The sequence below is a fragment of the Alicyclobacillus fastidiosus genome (assembly GCF_026651875.1).
In the GTDB taxonomy this organism is placed as follows: domain Bacteria; phylum Bacillota; class Bacilli; order Alicyclobacillales; family Alicyclobacillaceae; genus Alicyclobacillus; species Alicyclobacillus fastidiosus.
Window position 1 is genome coordinate 2,484,067 of record NZ_CP104067.1, and the last position, 20,373, is coordinate 2,504,439.

18 protein-coding genes and 1 pseudogene are annotated in these 20,373 nt (G+C 47.9%); 13 read left to right on the forward strand and 6 right to left on the reverse strand.

Annotated elements, in window-relative coordinates:
- Positions 1-141: 141 nt before the first annotated feature.
- Positions 142-522, forward strand: coding sequence for a VOC family protein (locus NZD89_RS12275; protein WP_268008477.1), 381 nt, complete (start codon positions 142-144; stop codon positions 520-522).
- 623 nt (positions 523-1,145) lie between these two features.
- On the opposite strand, the gene ahlS is transcribed toward NZD89_RS12275, so the two are convergent.
- From ahlS to NZD89_RS12290, 3 genes are read right to left on the reverse strand one after another with little or no spacing between them, the layout of a single operon-like run.
- A complete protein-coding gene (gene ahlS / locus NZD89_RS12280; RefSeq protein WP_268008478.1) occupies positions 1,146-1,970 on the reverse strand; it encodes an AhlS family quorum-quenching N-acyl homoserine lactonase in 825 nt (274 codons plus the stop codon).
- 46 nt (positions 1,971-2,016) lie between these two features.
- A complete protein-coding gene (locus NZD89_RS12285) occupies positions 2,017-3,465 on the reverse strand; it encodes an aldehyde dehydrogenase family protein (protein ID WP_268007984.1) in 1,449 nt (482 codons plus the stop codon).
- A gap of 10 nt (positions 3,466-3,475) precedes the next feature.
- Positions 3,476-4,564 carry a zinc-binding dehydrogenase gene (locus NZD89_RS12290; RefSeq protein WP_268007985.1) on the reverse strand — a complete coding sequence of 363 codons (1,089 nt, stop codon included), beginning with the start codon at positions 4,562-4,564 and terminating at the stop codon, positions 3,476-3,478.
- Positions 4,565-5,846: 1,282 nt separating this feature from the next.
- Between NZD89_RS12290 and NZD89_RS12295 the strand changes: the two genes are divergently transcribed.
- The 5 genes from NZD89_RS12295 (at position 5,847) to NZD89_RS12315 (ending at position 9,136) form a co-directional block, all read left to right on the forward strand.
- Positions 5,847-6,983 (forward strand): tyrosine-type recombinase/integrase, encoded by a 1,137-nt coding sequence (locus tag NZD89_RS12295; RefSeq protein ID WP_268007986.1) that lies wholly within the window; start codon positions 5,847-5,849, stop codon positions 6,981-6,983.
- Between the two features lie 141 nt (positions 6,984-7,124).
- Positions 7,125-7,421, forward strand: coding sequence for a hypothetical protein (locus tag NZD89_RS12300; protein ID WP_268007987.1), 297 nt, complete (start codon positions 7,125-7,127; stop codon positions 7,419-7,421).
- Between the two features lie 91 nt (positions 7,422-7,512).
- Positions 7,513-8,064, forward strand: a complete 552-nt coding sequence (locus tag NZD89_RS12305; protein WP_268007988.1) for a hypothetical protein — start codon at positions 7,513-7,515, stop codon at positions 8,062-8,064.
- 2 nt (positions 8,065-8,066) lie between these two features.
- On the forward strand, positions 8,067-8,552 hold the full coding sequence (locus tag NZD89_RS12310) for a hypothetical protein (protein ID WP_268007989.1): 486 nt from the start codon (positions 8,067-8,069) through the stop codon (positions 8,550-8,552).
- Between the two features lie 335 nt (positions 8,553-8,887).
- On the forward strand, positions 8,888-9,136 hold the full coding sequence (locus NZD89_RS12315; RefSeq protein ID WP_268007990.1) for an AbrB/MazE/SpoVT family DNA-binding domain-containing protein: 249 nt from the start codon (positions 8,888-8,890) through the stop codon (positions 9,134-9,136).
- A gap of 194 nt (positions 9,137-9,330) precedes the next feature.
- Here the strand turns inward: NZD89_RS12315 and NZD89_RS12320 are convergent, their stop codons facing one another.
- Positions 9,331-9,654: a hypothetical protein gene (locus NZD89_RS12320; protein ID WP_268007991.1), complete on the reverse strand. Its 324-nt coding sequence runs from the start codon at positions 9,652-9,654 to the stop codon at positions 9,331-9,333.
- 27 nt (positions 9,655-9,681) lie between these two features.
- Positions 9,682-10,935 (reverse strand): hypothetical protein, encoded by a 1,254-nt coding sequence (locus NZD89_RS12325; RefSeq protein WP_268007992.1) that lies wholly within the window; start codon positions 10,933-10,935, stop codon positions 9,682-9,684.
- Positions 10,936-11,611: 676 nt separating this feature from the next.
- On the opposite strand from NZD89_RS12325, the pseudogene NZD89_RS12330 reads away from it, so the two are divergent.
- The 7 genes and pseudogenes from NZD89_RS12330 to NZD89_RS12360 all read left to right on the forward strand — a co-directional run.
- Positions 11,612-11,809 (forward strand): annotated as a pseudogene (locus NZD89_RS12330) (DDE-type integrase/transposase/recombinase); the annotation flags it as partial.
- A gap of 433 nt (positions 11,810-12,242) precedes the next feature.
- Positions 12,243-14,297, forward strand: coding sequence for a peptide ABC transporter substrate-binding protein (locus tag NZD89_RS12335; protein WP_268007993.1), 2,055 nt, complete (start codon positions 12,243-12,245; stop codon positions 14,295-14,297).
- An 80-nt stretch (positions 14,298-14,377) separates the two neighbouring features.
- Positions 14,378-15,343 (forward strand): ABC transporter permease, encoded by a 966-nt coding sequence (locus NZD89_RS12340; protein WP_268007994.1) that lies wholly within the window; start codon positions 14,378-14,380, stop codon positions 15,341-15,343.
- Between the two features lie 60 nt (positions 15,344-15,403).
- Positions 15,404-16,294, forward strand: a complete 891-nt coding sequence (locus NZD89_RS12345) for an ABC transporter permease (RefSeq protein ID WP_268007995.1) — start codon at positions 15,404-15,406, stop codon at positions 16,292-16,294.
- Positions 16,294-17,280: an ABC transporter ATP-binding protein gene (locus NZD89_RS12350; protein ID WP_268007996.1), complete on the forward strand. Its 987-nt coding sequence runs from the start codon at positions 16,294-16,296 to the stop codon at positions 17,278-17,280. Before NZD89_RS12345 ends, NZD89_RS12350 begins: the two co-directional genes overlap by 1 nt.
- Complete coding sequence (locus tag NZD89_RS12355) at positions 17,270-18,229, forward strand: ABC transporter ATP-binding protein (RefSeq protein WP_268007997.1); 960 nt, start codon at positions 17,270-17,272, stop codon at positions 18,227-18,229. The genes NZD89_RS12350 and NZD89_RS12355 overlap by 11 nt, the downstream gene beginning before the upstream one ends.
- Positions 18,230-18,347: 118 nt before the next feature.
- The gene (locus NZD89_RS12360; RefSeq protein WP_268007998.1) at positions 18,348-19,109 is read left to right on the forward strand and encodes a phytanoyl-CoA dioxygenase family protein; all 762 of its coding nucleotides are present in this window, start codon (positions 18,348-18,350) and stop codon (positions 19,107-19,109) included.
- A gap of 262 nt (positions 19,110-19,371) precedes the next feature.
- On the opposite strand, the gene NZD89_RS12365 is transcribed toward NZD89_RS12360, so the two are convergent.
- Positions 19,372-19,908: a GNAT family N-acetyltransferase gene (locus NZD89_RS12365; RefSeq protein WP_268007999.1), complete on the reverse strand. Its 537-nt coding sequence runs from the start codon at positions 19,906-19,908 to the stop codon at positions 19,372-19,374.
- Positions 19,909-20,373: the final 465 nt, after the last annotated feature.

Below are 20,373 nucleotides of genomic sequence, written 5' to 3' on the forward strand. Positions count from 1 at the left end.
GTGAATACCAATGCCAATTAGACTTATATTGACTGAAGGCAGCAGGAGTAGGTTCCCCAATAAATAATGGTACACAAATGCGGACGCATATCCTACGCCATTAAAGAATTTTCAATACCGGATTTTTGGGGGATTTGGATGGTGGTTGAGCGGCTGGATCACTTAGTTTTAACAGTACGTGACTTAGATACAACATGTGAATTTTATTCGAGCGTATTGGGAATGAGCATCTATACTTTTGGTAATGGACGCAAAGCACTACGATTTGGAATTCAGAAGATTAACCTTCACGAAGCTGGACATGAGTACGAGCCGAAAGCAAATAAGCCAACCCCAGGTTCAGCAGATATTTGCTTTATTACAAGAACACCAATAGATGTTGTCGTAGAGCATTTAAAGCAGCTTGGTGTAGCCATTGAAGAGGGCCCGATTCAACGCGCTGGTGCTGTTGGAGCAATAATGTCGGTGTATTTTAGAGATCCTGATTTTAATTTAATCGAAGTGTCGAATTACATCTCCTGAAGATATTTAACTGAGCAGGGGAGTTACTTCGAGTTGCACAAAGGGATGGTATTACTGATCGGGCATAACGTACGAATCTGACGGTGTAAGTTGTCCTCAAAAATGACGGGTAGGAGACCACCCACTGCCCGCATCATTTGAATTGGCTAATTCCAAATGGAGATCAAGTATGCTTTGTTTTTCATGAGTGCGAGCGGACATGGCACCATACTTGCGCTTGCCTTTCTCCAAACTTACCTCGTTCACGTTACGTTCACTGGCGTCTTTTCTCTCTATTGGCTAGTGTACTGCTTGCTCGTCTTTCGCTGGCCTTCCGAGCCTTGACCCACTCAGTCGAATCTAAGTGGTTCTGGTGCGAAAAAACCATAGGTGTTAATATTGGCCAATAAATCCTTGGGGGGAGGCTGGCATGTTATGGATCGTAAGATTGTAAACTGTGGCGCAAGGGATATCGAAACCAACCCCACTGCAGACTTAGTACCCAGCAGGTCAAAAGGAAGTTCTAAGACGATTCATGATGACGTTTTGGGCCTATTTGATGGGGCCGCAAACTGCACGGCCCCGTAGATTCCATCTGGTTACGTGGGAATGTACTCTATGGTATCACCTAAATGGTTACATTATCATTCGTAAAAGCCCTCAGTCGATTTCCGAAGCGACGCAAACTGTGCGGCATCGTGTCCGAACCATACTTGTGAGTTGGTTTCCCGGGCGAGTCTTTGAATCCGCTCTACGGTGTTTGTAAAGCCGAGTGAATCATAGATGATGCCTGGGATGCGGACTGGTGGTCCGTAATTTGCTGCTGAGTAGACCGCATCGGAGGCAAGAATAATGCCACCTTCTCCAGGCAGTTGAACGTGCAAGCCCAGCATGCCCCAGGCGTGCCCGCTGCCGAAGTTTAGAATTTTGATTCCGTCCACGAGTTGTAAATTATCTTCGTGGGGACGGATGGTTTTCCAGTGCAAATTGTTTTTTAACCAGGCATCGATGTCAGCCCAGATGTAGGCGCCTTCCTGTGCGTTATTCGCGTATGTGCGCAAGGCGCCGCTGAGTTCGTTCTCGTGCACAATAATCTGCGCATTGGTGAAAATTTCGAGGCATCCGGCGTGATCGAGATGGAGATGAGACGCGACGACATACCGGATGTCCTCGGGCCGAACCCTCATTTGTTCCAAGCGGTTGGGGAGGTAGCATTCTTCACTTGCAAGGTAGGGGAATAGATTCTGTGTCGCTTCGATCCAGCGGCCATTTTTCCCCATTCCGTTCGGGTTGCACGCGGTGTCGAAAAGGATTTTTCCTTCTGGGTGATCGATGAGGACTGTATAAACAGGGAACTCGATATGTTCATTCGGTTTATTTGGTTCAGTGGAGCTCGCAATCACGGAACTGGCAATCATCAAGTTTTTGTCCATTTTCATCGTTCCATTATCGAGAACGTATAGTTTCATCCCTGCCAAAAATATCCCTCCTTGTGTTTTCGGCTAGAAACATCAGTTATGGCTTAATTCTCAAGGCGATGTTCTTGAGTTGGGTATAGTGTTTTAGGGCCTCTAATCCCTTTTCCCGGCCAAAGCCGCTCTTTTTGTATCCGCCGAATGGCATTTCAATGCCGCCGCCGGCGCCGTAATTGTTGATAAATACTTGGCCGGATCGAACGCGGGAAGCGACGAAATGCGCCTTGTTGATATCGGTCGTCCAGACTGCAGTGACTAAGCCGTACTCCGTGTGATTCGCGAGGCTGACGGCTTCCTGGACACTTTCAAACGGGATGACGACTAGCACGGGACCAAATACTTCCTCCTGGGCTAAACGGCTGTCTGGGCGAACATTTGAAAATACCGTGGGTGCAAAGAAATAGCCTTTGGATAACGATCCGCCTGTTACCCGGTAACCACCTGTTACGGTTGTCACATTTTCGTCCCGTGCAACCTGCATATAGGATTCAATCCTGTTCAATTGTTTTTCTGACACGATTGCAGCGAGATCGGGATCTTCGAGTCCGGGGCCAATACGGAGTCGTTTCATACGTTCGACGATGAGCTCGACAAATTGCTTTTCTACTGACTTTTCAACGAGTAAACGCGAACCTGCAGAACAAGTTTGCCCACCGTTTTGGATGATGGACCGAACCACCCAATCTGCTGCTTCGCTTAAATCGGCATCCGCAAAGACGATATTTGGGGACTTGCCACCCAGTTCGAGTGTGATAGGTTTCACGTTCTCTGCAGCCATCTTCATGACGGCAATACCCGTTGGTACGGAACCTGTGAATGTGATCTGATCAATATCTGGATGCTTCGCGAGTGCTGCACCAGCTTCTTGGCCGAAGCCTGTGACGACGTTGACGACGCCATCTGGTACTCCGGCTTCCTGTGCAATTTCAGCAAGGCACAACGCGGTAAGCGGGGTGTCTTCAGCTGGTTTGATGACAGCCGTGTTGCCGGTTGCCAAAGCCGGTGCAAGGCTTCGGGTAGCAATTTGGATGGGGTAATTCCACGGAACAATGTGCGCGGTAACCCCCATTGGCTCCCGAATCGTGTAATCGAGGATATCTGGGCGCACGGGAATGGTTTCACCAAGAATTTTATCGGCCACGCCACCGTAGTACTCGCAATAGCGCGCTGCCACCTCGACATCAGCGTAGGATTGCGAAAGTGGTTTACCCGCATCTCGTGTTTCAAGCTTAGCTAAATCGTCTTTTTTCTCACGAATGAGTTGCGCCATGCGGAGCAAAATCCGGCCTCGCTCTGCAGGTAATATGTCACGCCACGCATCTTGCTCGAACGCATTTCTTGCAGCTTTTACGGCACGGTTAATATCCTCTTGGTTCCCTCTTTGAATCCATGCAGTTGGTTCGCCATTAGCTGGATCAACCGTGACAAATGTTTCCCCGGAAACACTGTTGACCCACTTACCGTCGATGAAGATTTGTTTCGTTTCCAATTGTTATCCCCTACTTTCCAACAACAATGGATGCGCGAGTTACCTTACGTTTTGCGGACTGATCCATCGCGTCGGCGATTTGGTCGAAGGAGAATTCCGCATCAAGCATGTCAGCGAATGGGTACTTGTTGATGTTCCTTTCCAGGAACTTCAGAGATTTGTTGAGATACCATGGGTCGTAGCGAACAACTGGAATCACTTGAATAGATTTGCGGGTCATGAGACCAGGATCGAACGAAGTCATTTGTCCAGGAGAGATATTGCCAATACTTACATATCGTCCGCCAGCACGTACGAGGTGGATACCCTCATTAAACGCTACTGTGACGCCTGTCAATTCCATTCCCACATTTGCGCCGATCCCGCCGGTAAGACTGCGAACAACCTCTGCCCGTCTCTCAGTGGTATCGTATTCGTTCATGTTAATGGTATAGTCGGCTCCAAAATCTTTCGCGTGACGCAGTCGTCCTTCTAATGCGTCGATGACGATGACGGTCGCACCGAGTTCTTTTGCCACGGCGCAAGCGTTCAGGCCAAGTCCACCCGCGCCTTGGATGACGACCGTTTCGCCGTAGCGGAGGTTGGCTTTTTCGAGACCAAAGTACACTTGTGACAGCGCGCAGTTCGCACTTGCCGCTGCTGCATCAGGGACGTTATCAGGTACCTTGTAAAAATATTGATCAGGGTGAATGTAGTAGTGACTTGCAAATGTACCGTGAAAGTGTGGAGCCTCTTCTGCTTCTTTAGACCAGTACTTGTATGCGTTTTCACATAGGTGAAACTGCCCCTGTTGGCAAGGTGGGCATTTACGGCAGGTTAGATAATAGGCTGCGACAATCCGATCGCCAACCTGAACAGGGTTCCCAGCAAAATCACTGGTGACCCCTGCGCCTAGTTTTGCGATTCGCCCGATGGCTTCGTGTCCCATCACCCCAGATTTTTTGGTAGGATGATGGCCTTTCCAAATATGAAGTTCCGAACCGCAGACATTGGTTCGTATGATTTCTGTGAGAACAGCTCCCGGGCCTGGATCAGGCAAATCATACTCCCGTAATGTCAGACTCCCTGGTTGCGACATGACAGCTACTTTTCCCTTCATGATCGTATCCCCCTCTATCACAGTACAACTGGGTACACCGCAAATGAGAATTTTGCATCCATTTTGCTGGTACAGTTCATGGTATTTCGAGGTTCGGCGAGTTATGATCGAGTTCAAACAACACATTGACAGTTTGTCGCGTTTATATTGACAGTCTGCTAGTTGATGATTAGCAATCGTTTCACAAAAAAGCAGTTTGAGGTGACGTAACCCACCATGAAAGACGATTGGCGGGTTGAGGACGAACTATTGTCCGATAAGGTGAAGAACATGTCGGGAAATCGGTTTGTTAAGGAGGAGACCGCCAATCGGTAATCCGATGTATCTGAATTAAAATCCTTCAGTTCGCTTGAATAATGTGAAACGAGACAAAAGAGGGGTATCTCCAAAATAATATCGCCTAACGCACTCGGTACGCTAGTCATCACTCTAATGGTCCTATATATCAAACTTTACCGTGAAGCCCATGTTGGTGTTCACCATAAGGGAAGATGCGAACCGATAAGATACTTTTACTTTATTTCATGAGAATCTAAGGTCTGCAATGGCATTGAGAAAAGCAACTTCTTATGTGGACATGAGTCATCAACTGGATTGTAGGGGGCTGGCTCACCAACCATCTACGATGACTTTTGGGACAGCGCATTTTAAGTTCATAAACTTGCTTTCTCTATTCTTGAGAAGGGGGCGATAACAGCGGAGCGCAACACTTCAACTGTATAAATACATACAACACGGTTTATCGCTTCATAGCGTTTTTCTTCAATTTCAAGTGGCGCAAGACAATAGGTATGATAACTTTATTGCTTTGTATTAATAAGCCTACAATGGTTTCGAATCTCCTGCTTCCCGGCTACTGTTCCTATATTGATGGAGTTGAATGAGGCCCCTTTTTGTGTGCACAGTGTGTGCCTAACGGCCCAAACTGGTTAAATAAGAAAACGGCTCAAGTCATGAAAACCCGCGCCATTACTAAATTCTTAGACACTCAAATATACTCAAAGAAACACAATCGGTGGACTTGAAAACCGCCGTGTTCGCAAGGGCACCGTGGGTTCGAATCCCACCCTCTCCGCCATAGAAAAAGTCCGCCAATGGTGCGGGCTTTTTTCGTTTCACCAACTTTTGTATAACGTTTGTATAGACCGCAATAAATGGCAGTCTCCGTGATAGTTCGCCGGGACATTCGGTCTACAGCGCAGACGAGTTCGCCGCGACCCATCGGATACATATGGGTCACTCCAACGTTCTTCCGTAATCAACATTAGGGAGAAACGTAAACATGGACAAAAGACGAGACAAGACGGTTGTCAAACGTGAAAGGACACGTCGGGCATTAACCGTAGAGCAGCAGCAACAGATTCAGGATGCAGTGGCTACTTCGAGCGAACAGGCTATGCAGGAATTTCTCACCGCGAAAATATCCGAACGATCCTCTGACAGAACCATCAAAGATTATCGCCGGCACTTTCGGTATCTAATGAACTGGTTGGATTCGAAGCACCCGGGGATTAAATTAACGCAAATAACTCCAGCCATCTTGCGCGAGTATGTGACATGGATGAGTACTGAAAAGGAAAAATATGACGACCATCCACGGAGGATAAAACGATCCATTATCGGGCTGTCGCCTGTAACGGTAAATGTTCGCATACGAACGATGAAGGCGTTTTTCAATTGGTGTGAGCGAGAAGGGCATGTGGCCAAGTCGCCGGCCAAGGACATCAAGTTACAAAAGACAGATGAAGATCATATATCGGCTTTTCAGGAAAGACAAGTTAGGACGCCGCTGTCGGTAGTGGACCGTAGTTCGTTCGCTGGATTTAGAGACTACGTAATCATGGTGACGTTATTAGACACTGGACTTCGTATCAGTGAACTTTTCTCACTAAAAGTGGATGATGTAGATTTTGAACAACTTACGCTGACGGTACCGTGGGAGAAAGCAAAGACGTGGAAGGATCGTACAGTGCCAATTTCAAAACAGACAGCCAGGCTGCTCGTGGAGTTAGTGCGCGAAAACAAAGATTTCGGGCCGCAAGCGAACTACTTGTTTTATTCGAGCTACGGGCACCCAATGACCGGAGACACTTTTGATGAGCGACGTCGGACGTACGGTAAGCAAGCTGGCATTGAAGGAGTACGTGTCTCGGCACACACATTTCGTCATACATTTGCGCTTCACTGGATAAAGGCCGGTGGCGATCCATTTTCGCTACAGAAGATGCTCGGTCACACGGATATGTCGATGGTTCGAAGATATGTCCGCTTAAGTGATACTGATGTGAAGGACAAGCATACCAGTTTTCACTCGTGCAGAAACTCTGGGCGAAGCGTTAGATCTCATGGAATATACTATGCCCTCGACAGAAATCTGTCAGGGCTTTTTGCTGCTTACGCGAAGTGCCTTGTTGCCTAATGATCCGTTTAACTCCATGAACAAATGACACAAAAAAGGTATTCCCCCCTCAAGTGGGAGGAGAAAGAAGAAAAATGTTGAATTTCGCAGTTATAGTTGATCGGGATTTTGTAGTCATTCAGCGAAGGATGGTAATGCAATGTGATTCGAACTAAGCACGGAACATACGATGGTGATAGTTGGGAAGAACACTGTCAGCTTCTTCTTAAAAAGAAATACGATTCAGAGGGATATCAGGAAATGGTTGCTCATACAAAGGGGGACCATGGAATAGAGGGATTTACTCGTACCGGATTAGTTTTTCAGTGCTATTGCCCTGACGAAGAGTATGAGCCAGGAAAGCTTTATGAGGAACAAAAAGACAAAGTCACAAGGGATTTGAATAAGCTGCAAAAAATAAGGGTAACTAAAAGAATTTTTAGGACCGACCAAGATTAGACAATGGATATTTCTTACCCCCTTGATCACCAATAAAGAATTGATTAAACATTGTCAGACAAAGGCTCAGGAATACAGGGAGCTAACACATATGCAGGATCTGTTGGGTAGTGACTTTGATGTTTTGGCTAAGGACGAAGGATATTTCATCCAAGAGCTCATTTGGGTCAAATTGTTTTTGAATGAAAAGCTAAGCGTTGCGGTAGAACCACCTGCAACATCTGATGTTGCGAACTGGAAACAGTGTGAATCACAAGCTATCCAAACACTTTATACAAAAATTAATCAGATTTTCGAGGGTCAGACCAACCAAGAAAACAAGACAAACACACTTGTAGACCGTATGGTAAAGGATTACATTTTGGGTGCGAAAGTAACAGAAAGTATTCAAAAGGACTTTCCGATTCTTTATGAGAAACAGATGAGTATAAAGTCATCAGTGGAATCAAGTCTAGAGGTAAATAGTTTGTTGACCGAATTGCCACCCTCACAGTTTTTGAGACAGACTATGGATGATTATAGGGAAGCCCTCAAATCGGAGAAATTCGATTCAATATTTGAATTTGGTGTGGTTGAGGATCTGTGCAGGGAAGCTGTTTCTGATTGGTTGATTAGGTGCCCGCTGAATTTTGGAGGTGTGTAATCGTGGATTTTCCGTACGATCTTGTTAAGGAAGTGCACTTTGTACGAAGGAGAATTCCCCTTTCTGTGGAACTGCGACCTATGCAGAAAATCGCCCAAATTTTGCTGGTTATACATTTCTCATCCTACAGGAACAAGTCAGCGTCAATATTAAAGCTGCAAATTTTTAATTGGGCGTTTAAGTCACCCGAATTCGCAGCGTCTATCCATCGTCTGTTGCAGCTCAGCAATAAAACCGATTTTCCAATAATCCGATTTGATCCTGCTTTAAATCGTGCGATTGGTCTGGCCCTAGCTGAAGACTACATCGTTATTCAAGAGAATACTGGTAAAATTTCTATCGGCTCTCAGGGTGAGACATTCTTGGCATCGTTGCTCGCAGAGGAAGAGTTATTACAATCTGAAAAACAATTTTTAGAAAGAATTGGAAAAGTTAGCGAAACAGCCATTGAGAATCTATTTAAAATGAGGTTTAAGATTAATGCATAAGTTACGAATTGACGCCATCAAAATCACGATACATACACCCGAGAAGGTTTTTGGCACATTTATCACATTGTCTGACGGATTGAACATTCTTCGCGCCAAGAACTCCACAGGAAAAAGTTCAATTTAAAACTCTATATTATATGCATTAGGCGTTGAGGAATTACTTGGCGGTAGAAATGGACATTTAATGAAGACCGTCTTAAAAGATGAATTAGAGTACGAAGGAGTTCAATAAGACCAAGTTCATGTATGGTATGGAATATAAACCATTTTTAGGACACGATCCTTACATAGATGGTAACATTGCATTCTATAGAGAGGAGTAGGTGAGTGCAGTGAAAGCTACGGGAATTGTCCGAAAAATAGACGAATTGGGTAGGGTTGTAATGCCAATGGAGCTACGTAGAACATTGGGTATTGATAATAGAGACTCAATGGGGATTTTTGTTGATGGTGACCGTATCATTCTCCGTAAGTATGAATCCTCATGTACATTCTGTAATTCAGCTGACAACCTCACCACCTTCAAAGAAAAGCGTGTATGTGGTGATTGCTGTCGTGAACTGAAAGAAGCTTTAGTGTGATCAATGGTATGTTTCTTTAAAGGGAAGCCGCAATGGGCTTCCCTTTGCAAACTCAATTACTTTGTGTTTCTTTCGTCGCCACGAAATGACCGCCTAGAATGTCTCTAAGGCGGTCATGGTGTTTAAGAAGTGTGTTTGTGCGTGCCTACTTGCTCTCACAAATGGATTCGTTAACTCAATAATTGTAAAAGCAGTTATGTCACAATCCAAATGTGACCATCATTTAAACTATTCGTCAGGGCCGTTCGGAGGTCACCTACATTCGTGGCACCTTGATCAACCAATGCTACAGAAACCGTCTGCTTTGTATTCTTTCGATATTGAATCTCCACCTTAAAAGCCTGACCTATCTGCTTCGAATCAAGGTGAAAATTGTCCGATAAATAGATACTATCGGCTGTTCGCATAACGTCGGCAATATTCCCGATTTCAGAAATGATGTCATCTCGGATTTCCTTACGTAATGTTCCATTAGTGTTACCCATGTTCGTACCATGGTCGCCTTGTACAGTTGGCATGTTAACGTCATACCTTTCTTCAGATTACTAGTTTTCGTTATAGACAACTTTAGATGTCACACCAATAATTTGAGGACTCGCATTTTCTGGACTTGAAAACGTTATGGTCGTTGTGCCATCTCCGTTGTCTACCGGTTGAAGTGATGCGATAGTGTCGAACTTGAACCGGAATGAAAAGAAGTCGACCCAATCTAATCCAGCATCTGCATTGGCAGCAAATTGCTGCTTATAGGTCTGCTCGGATACCGTCAACTTAATCGTCGGGCGATACATAACTAGGATTGTCTCAGGAATTAGGTGCAAACTTCCATTCACACCGAAGAAGCTGTCATTGGTAAGACCGACGATACCGTCAACAAGCTGAACATTAGGATTTACATAGGCGGGGTAATACCACTTACCACGTGAAACTTGGTATCCTTGGAGTCCTTTCGCAGTAAATCGAAGGTTGTAGTTTACGTCAGCGATGATTCTTGAAGTATTTACATGAGTCTCAACACTCGTCTCAAAGCAATCATGTTTGACTGTCGTCTCGTATACAGTTTTCCATGGGTACTTTATAACGGCATCTTTGTTGATCGTGATGTCAAAATCAAACTCATCGGTCCCGTATCCGTCCCATCGAGATTTATCACTAGCTAAATCCCCTAAAATGGTCACAGCGGGTACCTGTATCGCTTTTCCTCCTCTACTGATTGGCATTGTATCGGTACCTAGATTACTCAAAGCATCGCTCAATCCTGCGTCCATCGTTTTTAGAATTGCGGACATTTCGGAGTTCAGTTCGTCAATTTGACTAGCTAGTTCATTCATTTTGACTCCCCAAGAACTACCACCGAATGCGTAGGTCAACCATTCATCGAAGCTCTTTGCTGGCGTGCCATCTGACTTTGTATTGTTTGCTGCCCAAGAATAATAGTCCTTAGTTGCAGCATCCCTCAGAGTGATTTCTTGCGAACTTAAATCAGATACCTGGATCAATTTCTTCTTATAAGCAGGATTATCCTGACCATCCTTAGGTTTAATTGATTTAATCAAAGTGGAGTATGAATTATCTAGGCTGTCGCCTGGTACATAAAATCCCCCGAGATCGACCGGAACAGCATTAGCAATTCCATATGCATTAGCGTCAGTTCCGGTAATCCAACTTGCCCCTTGTGGGCCTTGACTAAATTGAAACACATATGCCCCATCTCCAGCGCTAACCAACCCTGGGTACTTGTTTGCAAGAGCGTCATACAAGTACTCATACTGACTTTTTTTCCCGAAATCATCTGCCATGTTAAAATATCCTCCTTACAAACCCATGTACGAGCTGCTCATTCTTTTGGGATTTTTGAGCAACGTTTATGTTGTATTCGTGGTGGAAGCATAATAGTCCTAATATCAATGGACAATTGATCCAAGGTATTTTCGTTGGTGAGACGAATCGTGCTATCGCTTGCAACCGTCTTGTTGAGTACCATTCATGTATATACGTCATCCTTAATAGGCAGTATTGAATTAGAGGTTCATCCCAGGTAGAATGGATAATGATGGGAGTGGGAAAGTACACGCGTGGGAGGAACTCGGGTCTTTCGGTCTACAAACGTCATAAGTAGACAAGCCTGTCATAAGCGTGATGTAAGGGGAAGTAGTCAGTTTTTGCCTGTGGCTATTCGCCTAGCCGTTTTTGCTCCGCTCAAACGGTCGTCTGAATACCCTTCGGCCTGCTTGTTGGGGCCGCGCCCCAAACCCTGCCTGGTGGCTATCGCCCCCAGACCCCCATGTAAACAGAGACACCATCGAATCGAAAAAGATGATTCAATGGTGTCTCTGTTTAGGATGACTGTATCGGTGCTTTAGTGTATGTACTTTTTAATTTCATCCCAGAAGTTTTCTCGTGTTCCGGCCATATAAAGGACAACTGATTGCGGTGTTCCTTCATCATCTTCAATAATCACATAAGCAATTTCGTAACTTTGTTGAACAAGACCATCGATTCATCAAGAAGATCACGAACCCGATGCTTGAATTCAAATCGTTTCAAACTGCTGACAGAACACTTAAGGGAATTGAGGCCATGCACATACTGAGGAAAGGACAGGCTGAGATACTGTATTCACCCGTTTCCATCGGGGCGTTTATGGACCGCCTGTTTGCCCTATCTGCATAACCAAAATATGAGAGATGGATTGCTCTCTTTTTCTAGTAATCTTTGCACCAGAACCGTATAAATATATCTTTCATAAAATTCTGTTATATATTATTATCTTGTTAATTCCAGACTACTTGGTGATTGTTCTGACTGTGGGTTTAAGAAGAACAAGTTATGAACAAGTATAAGTTATTGCAGATGGACATAACTTTTCGCAAGACGTGAAAGCGGTTTCTCTGGTTCTTAGGATCGGCACCTTGACCGGGGAAAGGGGGTGATGGATAGCTTACATGTAACAAAACGTCGGTGAAATGATTAGAAAAGCGGATCAACAGGTGGTTGGCCGGAACCGACAAAATGTCGAATCTGGGTGTGTTCCCAAGCGTACGAACCGATGAAGGTCAAAAACGGTGGTGTGACTGAAACCGACTTTCAGGGAGGTCAAGTGAAGATGCGAAAAGCCAAAATTTCGGCGCTTGCGGCCGCAACTGTGTTCAGTGCAACCGCACTGACCGGCTGCTCACAAACCTCAGCAAGTCATGACAACAAGACAGCGTCGCCAACCGCCGTTACCATTCCGTTGCCTACCACTCCAACCATCTCCACGCTCGATCCGTCGCAATGGGGAGCGCAGATCTTGATTGATCAAGGAACGGTTATGGAAGGTCTTTACGGGTACAGCCCAACCGGCAAGATTGTGCCTAAAATCGCAACGCACTATACGGTTTCCAAGGACGGTCTGGTATGGACGTTCTATCTGCGCCATAACGCTAAGTGGTCAAACGGCAAGCCTGTTACGGCAAACGACTTCTATTACGCGTGGATGCGTGTGGCCTCGCCTGACAACACGACCGGCGCGGTGTGGGCCAGCGTGATGACTTATGTCAAAAACGTCGTGCAGTACCATGCAGGCAGTGTACCAGCCAGTCAGGTGGGCCTCAAGGTCATTAACCCGTACGAGATTCAACTCACATTAAGTGTGCCGCACAACATCCTGGGTGCTATGGTGATTTCAGGCTCAATGCCACTATATGCACCGTCCATAAAAGCGCATCCGAACGATTGGTACCTACCGCAGAATTTTGTTGGCGACGGACCGTATATCATCAAATCTTTCATGCCGAATGGCAAGATTACGCTAGTTCGCAACCCCAATTACGTGGGCGCTCCTGGTGAGGTGAACGTTGGAAACGTCCAGATGATTAACGTCATCCCGGGACCCACTGTACCTGTTGAGGATTTTATGGCCGACAGGCTGGACGCAGCCGTCATCCCTACCCCGTCCGACTACAGGTACGTAGTGACCCATCCTCAGCTCAAGGCGCAACTTCATTCGCAATCTGATAACCAGGTAGAGTACTTGGAATGGGATAAATCGACGGAAGCCTCCCCGCTTGAGAAACTGCAGGTGCGGCAGGCAATTGCCATGGCGATTGACCGTGCGCCTATCGTCAATAATGTACTCAGTGGGATGGGCGGAATAACGAACGTTTTTGGTTTCCCGGGTTGGCCGACGTATTCGCTGCAAAAGCCGTTGCCGTACGATGTTCAGAAGGCGCAGCAGCTTCTCGCTCAAGCAGGCTATCCAGGCGGCAAGGGAATGCCGACGCTTTACCTGTACACCCAAACGACGTCGGACAATCCGAACAGTGTGCCCATCGCGGAAGCTCTCGCAGAGGAGCTCAAGCAGAATCTGGACATCAATTTTAAAATTGTGCCCGAGGCCTCTACGATGTACGGAAACATCGTATGGGGCGGCTTGAATCAAGGCATTCATCCAGGGTACGTGGTCGGCGGCGGAACCCCGAATTTCAGCGACGCCAACAGTTTGCCGATAGGCGCCAACCAAGAGGTGCTGTTTGCTGGAACAGTTGGACCGCTCGACTACCGCGTTCATGCTTCAAACTACTACTATCCCACGTACGATCCCGACGATGTAAAGGAGTTCGGAAACCCGGACAACCCGAATATGGGTGTCAAATGGTCGGATTGGCTACCCCTGCAAAAAGCTGCGGAGGCGGATATTAAATATCTGGATGCGTGGACCGCTAAGCAGCCAGCGGCATACCAAAAAGTGCTGGTTGCCTCCGGGCAAGCTACGAACGCGCAGCAATGGACGAACCTGATGAACGCCTGGAAACAGGCAAAGACCCCGGCCGACAAACATACGGCGTGGGTGAATGCATGGAAATTCGTCGGCGATTACAGCGCGGGCAACGGCGGAGCGAACATAGGACTCAACGGCCAGGTCTGGGACGACGAACATATGCCGCATGACGTTTACTTAGCCACGATGTGGAATGCCGAACTGAACGGAGCGATCTCCCAGAAGGCCGAGGATGACCTGACGGCGAACATCGACAACTTCATGCTGCAGCAAGGGTATGGAATCCCGTTGTACTACTTTAAAACCTTCTATTTGGAGAAACCGGGCCTCACTGGCATTGAGGCGAACCCATGGTCATGGGGAAACCTCTTCCAAATGCAGTATCTGCATACCAACTAACCATGTTCTGGTTCAGGGCCGTCGAATTCACGGTGCGTGGGCCCCGCGACCGTTCATTCTAAAGAAGGGGGATCCGGAATATGGGCCTGATGAGATTTCTGGTCAAACGCATCATTGCCCTTATTATCACCATCTCGCTCGTGCTCACCGTTGCTTATCTCTTGATGTACTACTCTCCGGGAAGTTTTTTTAATTCCGCCAACATCGGCGCGGGGATGGGTCAGCTGCAACTTCAGGATCCAGCACTCTATCATCAATATATTAACCAATTTGAAAGCCGCTATGGGCTAGACCAGCCGGTATGGGAGCAGGTGGTGAAATACGTCTGGCACTCGCTCACCTTTAATTTCGGGAACTCGTTCGAAAACCCTTCGGTGACAATCTCCAGTCAGTTGGCGACAGCGTTGCCGATTAGCGCTGTGTTAGCTGTTGGTTCCGTCGTTCTTTCCATCATTGTCGGCATCCCGCTGGGCGTGCTGGCAGCTTTGAAACGCAACACGTGGATCGACTCTACCTTGACCACGCTGTCGGTGGCCGGTCAGGCTATTCCGTCGTTTGTGCTCGCCGTCTTGCTGGTGTTGCTGTTTGGTGTCTGGTTGCCAGGCGTCTTGCCGGTGAACGGGTGGGGAACGATCGGAGAAGCGGTGTTGCCAATCATTGCTCTTTCGGCCGCCAATATCGGCGTCGTCACGCGCTACACGCGCGGAAGCCTTATCGAAGGCTTGCGACAGGAGTACATCCGTACGGCGCAGGCCAAAGGGGTGCGGTACTGGCCCATCGTCTTTCGTCACGCGATGCGTAACTCGCTGACGGCACTTATCACCGTGATCGGCCCGGCATTTGCCTTCACGGTCGTCAGCACGGTGTGGGTTGAGCAGATCTTTTCGATTCCCGGCGTGGGCAACTTGCTCTCCACTGCTTTTTCGTCGAAGGATGTGCCCTTGTCTATTACGTCTGTGTTCATTCTTTGCCTGATGGTTATGGGGATGAATTTGATAGTGGACCTTCTTTATGGGTTGCTCGATCCGCGCGTTCAACTCGAATAGAAAACACGGCTCACTACTCTAAAGAGACAATCGACATCGTGGAGAAAGGTGGTTACACAGTTGGCTGTTTTCATGACGACGGCAAATGCCTCCGTGCAGGCCACGAGGCGCCGCTCACAGCTCTCCCTAGCATGGCGCCGATACAGACGTAACTGGCTGGCAGTCGCAGGACTGGTATGGGTCATCCTGTTTATTATCATCGGGATCATCGGTCCCTGGATTGCGCCGCAAAACTATGCTCAAACGAATTTTCTCTACGCAAATCACCCTCCGTCTGCAAAATTCCCGTTTGGTACGGACGGGCTCGGCCATGACATGTTAAGTCAAATCTTGTGGAGCGTGCAAAATGCGCTGGAGATTGCGTTTGGCGCCACGCTGGTCAGCTTCATTATCGGGACAGCGCTTGGGCTGTGGGCTGGCCTGCAGGGTGGTGTCGCCGACATGATCATCATGCGGTTGGTCGATTTTATGTTCGCGTTTCCCGCCTACTTTCTCAACTTGATTTTGGTTGTTAAATTCGGGCGCGGTATGTTGCCCATCCTGATGGCCATCGGCGTCACGGGCTGGGCCGGATATGCTCGTCTGATTCGCAGTCTCGTTCTCGGTATGAGAAACGGGGAGATGGTAGAGGCGGCAAGGGCGCTTGGCGCGACGCGAGCACACATTGCCCGTCGCTATCTGTTGCCGAATGTCGTCAGCAGCATGCTCGTGGCGCTCGCGTTCGGGATTCCTGGGGACCTGACAGTCATGGCTGGCTTGAGCGTGGTCGGCATGGGGTTGCTTCCGCCGCTTCCGAGTTTTGGAAATATGATCGCGCAAGCGGGAAGCAACGTACTGGGATACCCGTGGCTTCTGTACTTTCCAGCCGGAGTGTTCGCCATCACACTGCTGTCGTTCCTATTCGTGGCTGACGGGTTGCAGGAAGCACTCAACCCGAAAGGAGGATATTAATGGCTGAGGACCTATTGACAGTAGAGAACCTGTACACGCAATTCGAACGGACCGACGACACCGTATACGCGGTCAACGGTGTCAGCTTTTCGGTCGCACCCGGTGAGACGCTGGGCATCGTCGGTGAAAGTGGATCAGGAAAGTCGGTTTCGCTGTTGTCCGTGCTTGGCCTCTTGCGCGGTACTGGCCGGGTAATGTCCGGGACAGCCAAGTTTATGGGTACGAACCTTTTGAAACTGCGGCGCAGGCAATTGGAAGATATCCGTGGTCGGGATATTGGCGTGGTATTTCAGGACCCTATGAGCAGTCTGAACCCGACGATGCGGATTGGCGATCAAATCATGGAAGCCATGCTCACCCATCAATACACCAACCGAAAGGGTGCGTTTGCGCGCACGCTGGATCTGCTAGAGGAAGTGGGGATTCCGGAGCCGAAGACGCGCTTTCGCAACTATCCGCATGAGTTTTCGGGTGGCATGCGGCAACGGGTGATGATCGCCATGGCAATTGCATGTGAGCCGCAATTGCTTATTGCTGACGAGCCGACGACAGCACTGGATGTGACTGTGCAGATGCAGATCCTGTCGCTCTTGCAGAAACTGCGGGATAAGCGGCGGATGAGCATCGTCATGATTACGCACGATTTCGGCGTGGCGACGAATTTCTGCGATAGGATTATTGTTATGTACGCAGGCAAAGTGATGGAAAGCGCGTCGCTGGACGAATTTCTCAAACGGCCCGCCCATCCTTACACTATCGGTCTGAAGGCGTCGATCATCGAGGTTGGGCACCGGGATAAGGAACTTCGCCCGATTCCGGGAATGGCTGATACGTTGAACGAGGTACCGCAGAGTTGTCCCTACGCGGCTCGCTGCAGGTTTGCGCAGGATCGTTGCAGACAGGAACTTCCTGAACTGCGTCACGTAGGAGCGAACCACTATGTTGCGTGTCACCGAGCTGAGGAGGTGATGGCAGATGTCGGATGAGCCGTTGTTGCAGGTCGAAGGGGTATCGAAGCGATTTAAGGTGCGCGGTCGTACACTGCATGCGGTCGAGCGCGTATCATTTGAGCTTCGGGCTGGTCAGACGCTGGGATTGGTTGGAGAGAGCGGCTCGGGCAAATCAACGCTGGGCCGCATGGTATTGCGGTTGCTGGAGACGAACGAAGGCCGTGTGGTGTTTCAGGGACAGGATCTTGCGAAGCTGTCAGCAAAAGAGATGCGGGTACAGCGGCGGGATATGCAGATTATTTTTCAGAACCCACTGGCTTCTCTGAGCTCCCGGATGACAGTTGCGGATGCGATAGAGGACGCGATGATCATCCAGAAGATAGGCGGGTCGGCGACGGAGCGCCGCAAGAGCGTCGACGAAGTGCTTGAGCGGGTCGGATTGCCGTTGTCAGCTGGCCAGGCCTATCCGTTCGAACTGTCGGGTGGACAGCAGCAGCGGGTGGGTATCGCCCGCGCACTGGCGTTGCGGCCAAAGCTAGTAGTCTGCGACGAGCCGATTTCCGCACTCGACGTCTCCGTTCAGATACAGATCATCCAGTTGTTGCAGGACCTGCAACGGGAATTGAACATGGCCTACATCTTTATCTCCCACAATCTTGGGGTTGTGCAATTCCTCAGTGACACGGTGATGGTGCTGTATCTCGGCGAGGTGGTCGAGCAGGCCGAGGCGCAGAAGTTGTTCGAAGCGCCGAAGCATCCGTACACGCGAGCATTGATAAACTCCATTCTCAAAGTGCCTGAGACGAGTGCAGACAAACGCCCCCTGGTTGCGCTGCCAGGTGAGATGCCGTCACCGTTTTCGCCGCCGTCTGGGTGTCCGTATCATCCGCGGTGTGCGCTGGCCACGGATCAGTGCAAGAGCGAGAAGCCGCTGTTGCGGCAGGTGTCGGCAGACCACTTAGCCGCCTGTCACTACGCCAATTGAGATAATTAATAATAGGAATTAAATGATGGAACCGGAATAATCTACATGAGTAAATACTTCTTCTATTTAAATAAGCCCGAGCTGTGCCACGTGAAAATGAACTTGGGAGGAAGTAAATATGAACCTGACGTATGCTCAAAAGAAAGCGTTTTACGAGAATGGGTTTATCAAAATTCCAGGCGTCGTCCCGCAAATTATGGTGGATTCAGCCTTGAAGGCTATTAACCATTCTATAGGTGAAGGTCTAAGCGCGGAAGACATGGTTATTATGCGTGCCCAGTCCTATTGCAAAGAGCTGGTTCACGAACCAGTTATCACTGACCTATTCAACAAAACAGCGGCTTGGGAACTTTCTGAGAGTCTGCTTGGTCAAGGTCATGTTCCGGCCGTTAGCGGCGGACAAATCGCTTTGAGGTTTCCAGGCCTGCAAGACCCTCCACACAAACCGGGTAGTCATCTAGACGGCATGTACACTCCGACAAATGGAGTTCCTCAAGGTACAATTCAAAACTTCACGATGCTCGTCGGAGTCTACTTGAATTCTGTCCGACTAGAAAACGCCGGAAATTTAACAGTCTGGCCGGGGACACACCATACGTTCGAGGAATACTTTCGAGAACATGGTGCCGAGGCGCTGCTCGAAGGAATGCCAAAGGTCGACATGCCGGATCCAGTGCAAATCACGGTAGAGCCAGGCGATGTTGTATTCGCACATTATCAGCTTGCGCACGGGACGGCTCCGAATATTTCGCCCAATGTACGTTATGCAATCTACTTTCGCTTGACGCATACCGACTTCGATCGCAGTCAATGGCAGGCTCCGATGCGCAATATTTGGATGCACTATCCTGGTATTCGAGAGTTACTTCTCGGATCGTGATGAACCGTCTTACCGTTGAGTACGTGGCATCTGACATAACAAAACAGCCAACGCGCAGTACAATGTGTGCCGTGCGTTGGCTGTTTTCATGAAGCTGTTAAATTCCATTGTGGTAATTACTGTATAGCAGCTAAATTATTAAAACACAACAACGATGAACATTGGACTTTTATAATATGCGAGATCACTGATTAAATCTGTGGAATTGTGCTCTAGTGTTGATTCAAACAGCCTCTTTAGGTTTTGCTGGTTTCTCTCAGTTTCACCCTATAGATTTTTCAAAGATAAAGATAACTTCCTTAGGAGCGTATTTACGCCACAATTCTTCTCTTCTTACATTCCCAACTTCGTAATCGTCGATAGAGATCCTTTCGTATTCCTCATAATGCAAACCTTTGGCAACGAGTTCAGTGGGTTTGAATCCGTTTTTCAAATAAAACTTCTCAACTGTCGGATCGTCCGCTGAACCTACAGCGATTTTCCTATAACCTCTTGTTTTAACTGCGCTTTCAAAGACACGTATCATTCTTGATCCAATCCCGACTCTGGCATATCCTTTTGTTTCGTTTAAATCCACTGCGATCCCTTGCAAAGTAATCACCGATTCATCTTTTTTGGATGGATGTCCATAACATATGCCGATCAGTTCATCACCGTTGACTGCAACAAAGTACAAATCTGGATTTGCTGCGACTCTTTGTACAAATTCAGGAAATTTTTCCCTATCCAAATACTCACTCTGAAAGGCGTGCGCTCTTTCATAATCGTGTTGCTCAATAGTTCTAACCTCGATCATCATGACATCCTCCATTACGTCCAGCACTTGCAGCCCAACTAATAACGCTAATATAGTTCGTACTGCGCTATTCTGCCCCTTAGTCCAATAACGGCGATTACGAATCACTTGAACACCAATTTGCGGGCGATAAGAAGAAAATTGAGCAATTCGTGAATACCTGCTCTCTTGGTGAATTTTTCTTGTTGGCTCGAAATGAGTCAGTGGACAACGACGCCATATTTGATGAGTTCTGTAAGGTCGTGCAGCACTTTTGGACTGAACGTGTCAAAGACCTTTTCCCCGAACGCAATATCGTTGTCGAAATCGGATGGGAAATTGTTGGAGAAAAAGGAATGGCTATCACAATGTATCAAGCTTAATTTTCTTCAGCTAGTCATAATGAACGACACCGGCTCCGTTTCGCACATCGTGGTTTACAGTGAAACTTGAGAGAACAGTGCAGAGCCACATACGAAGGGAGCCGAT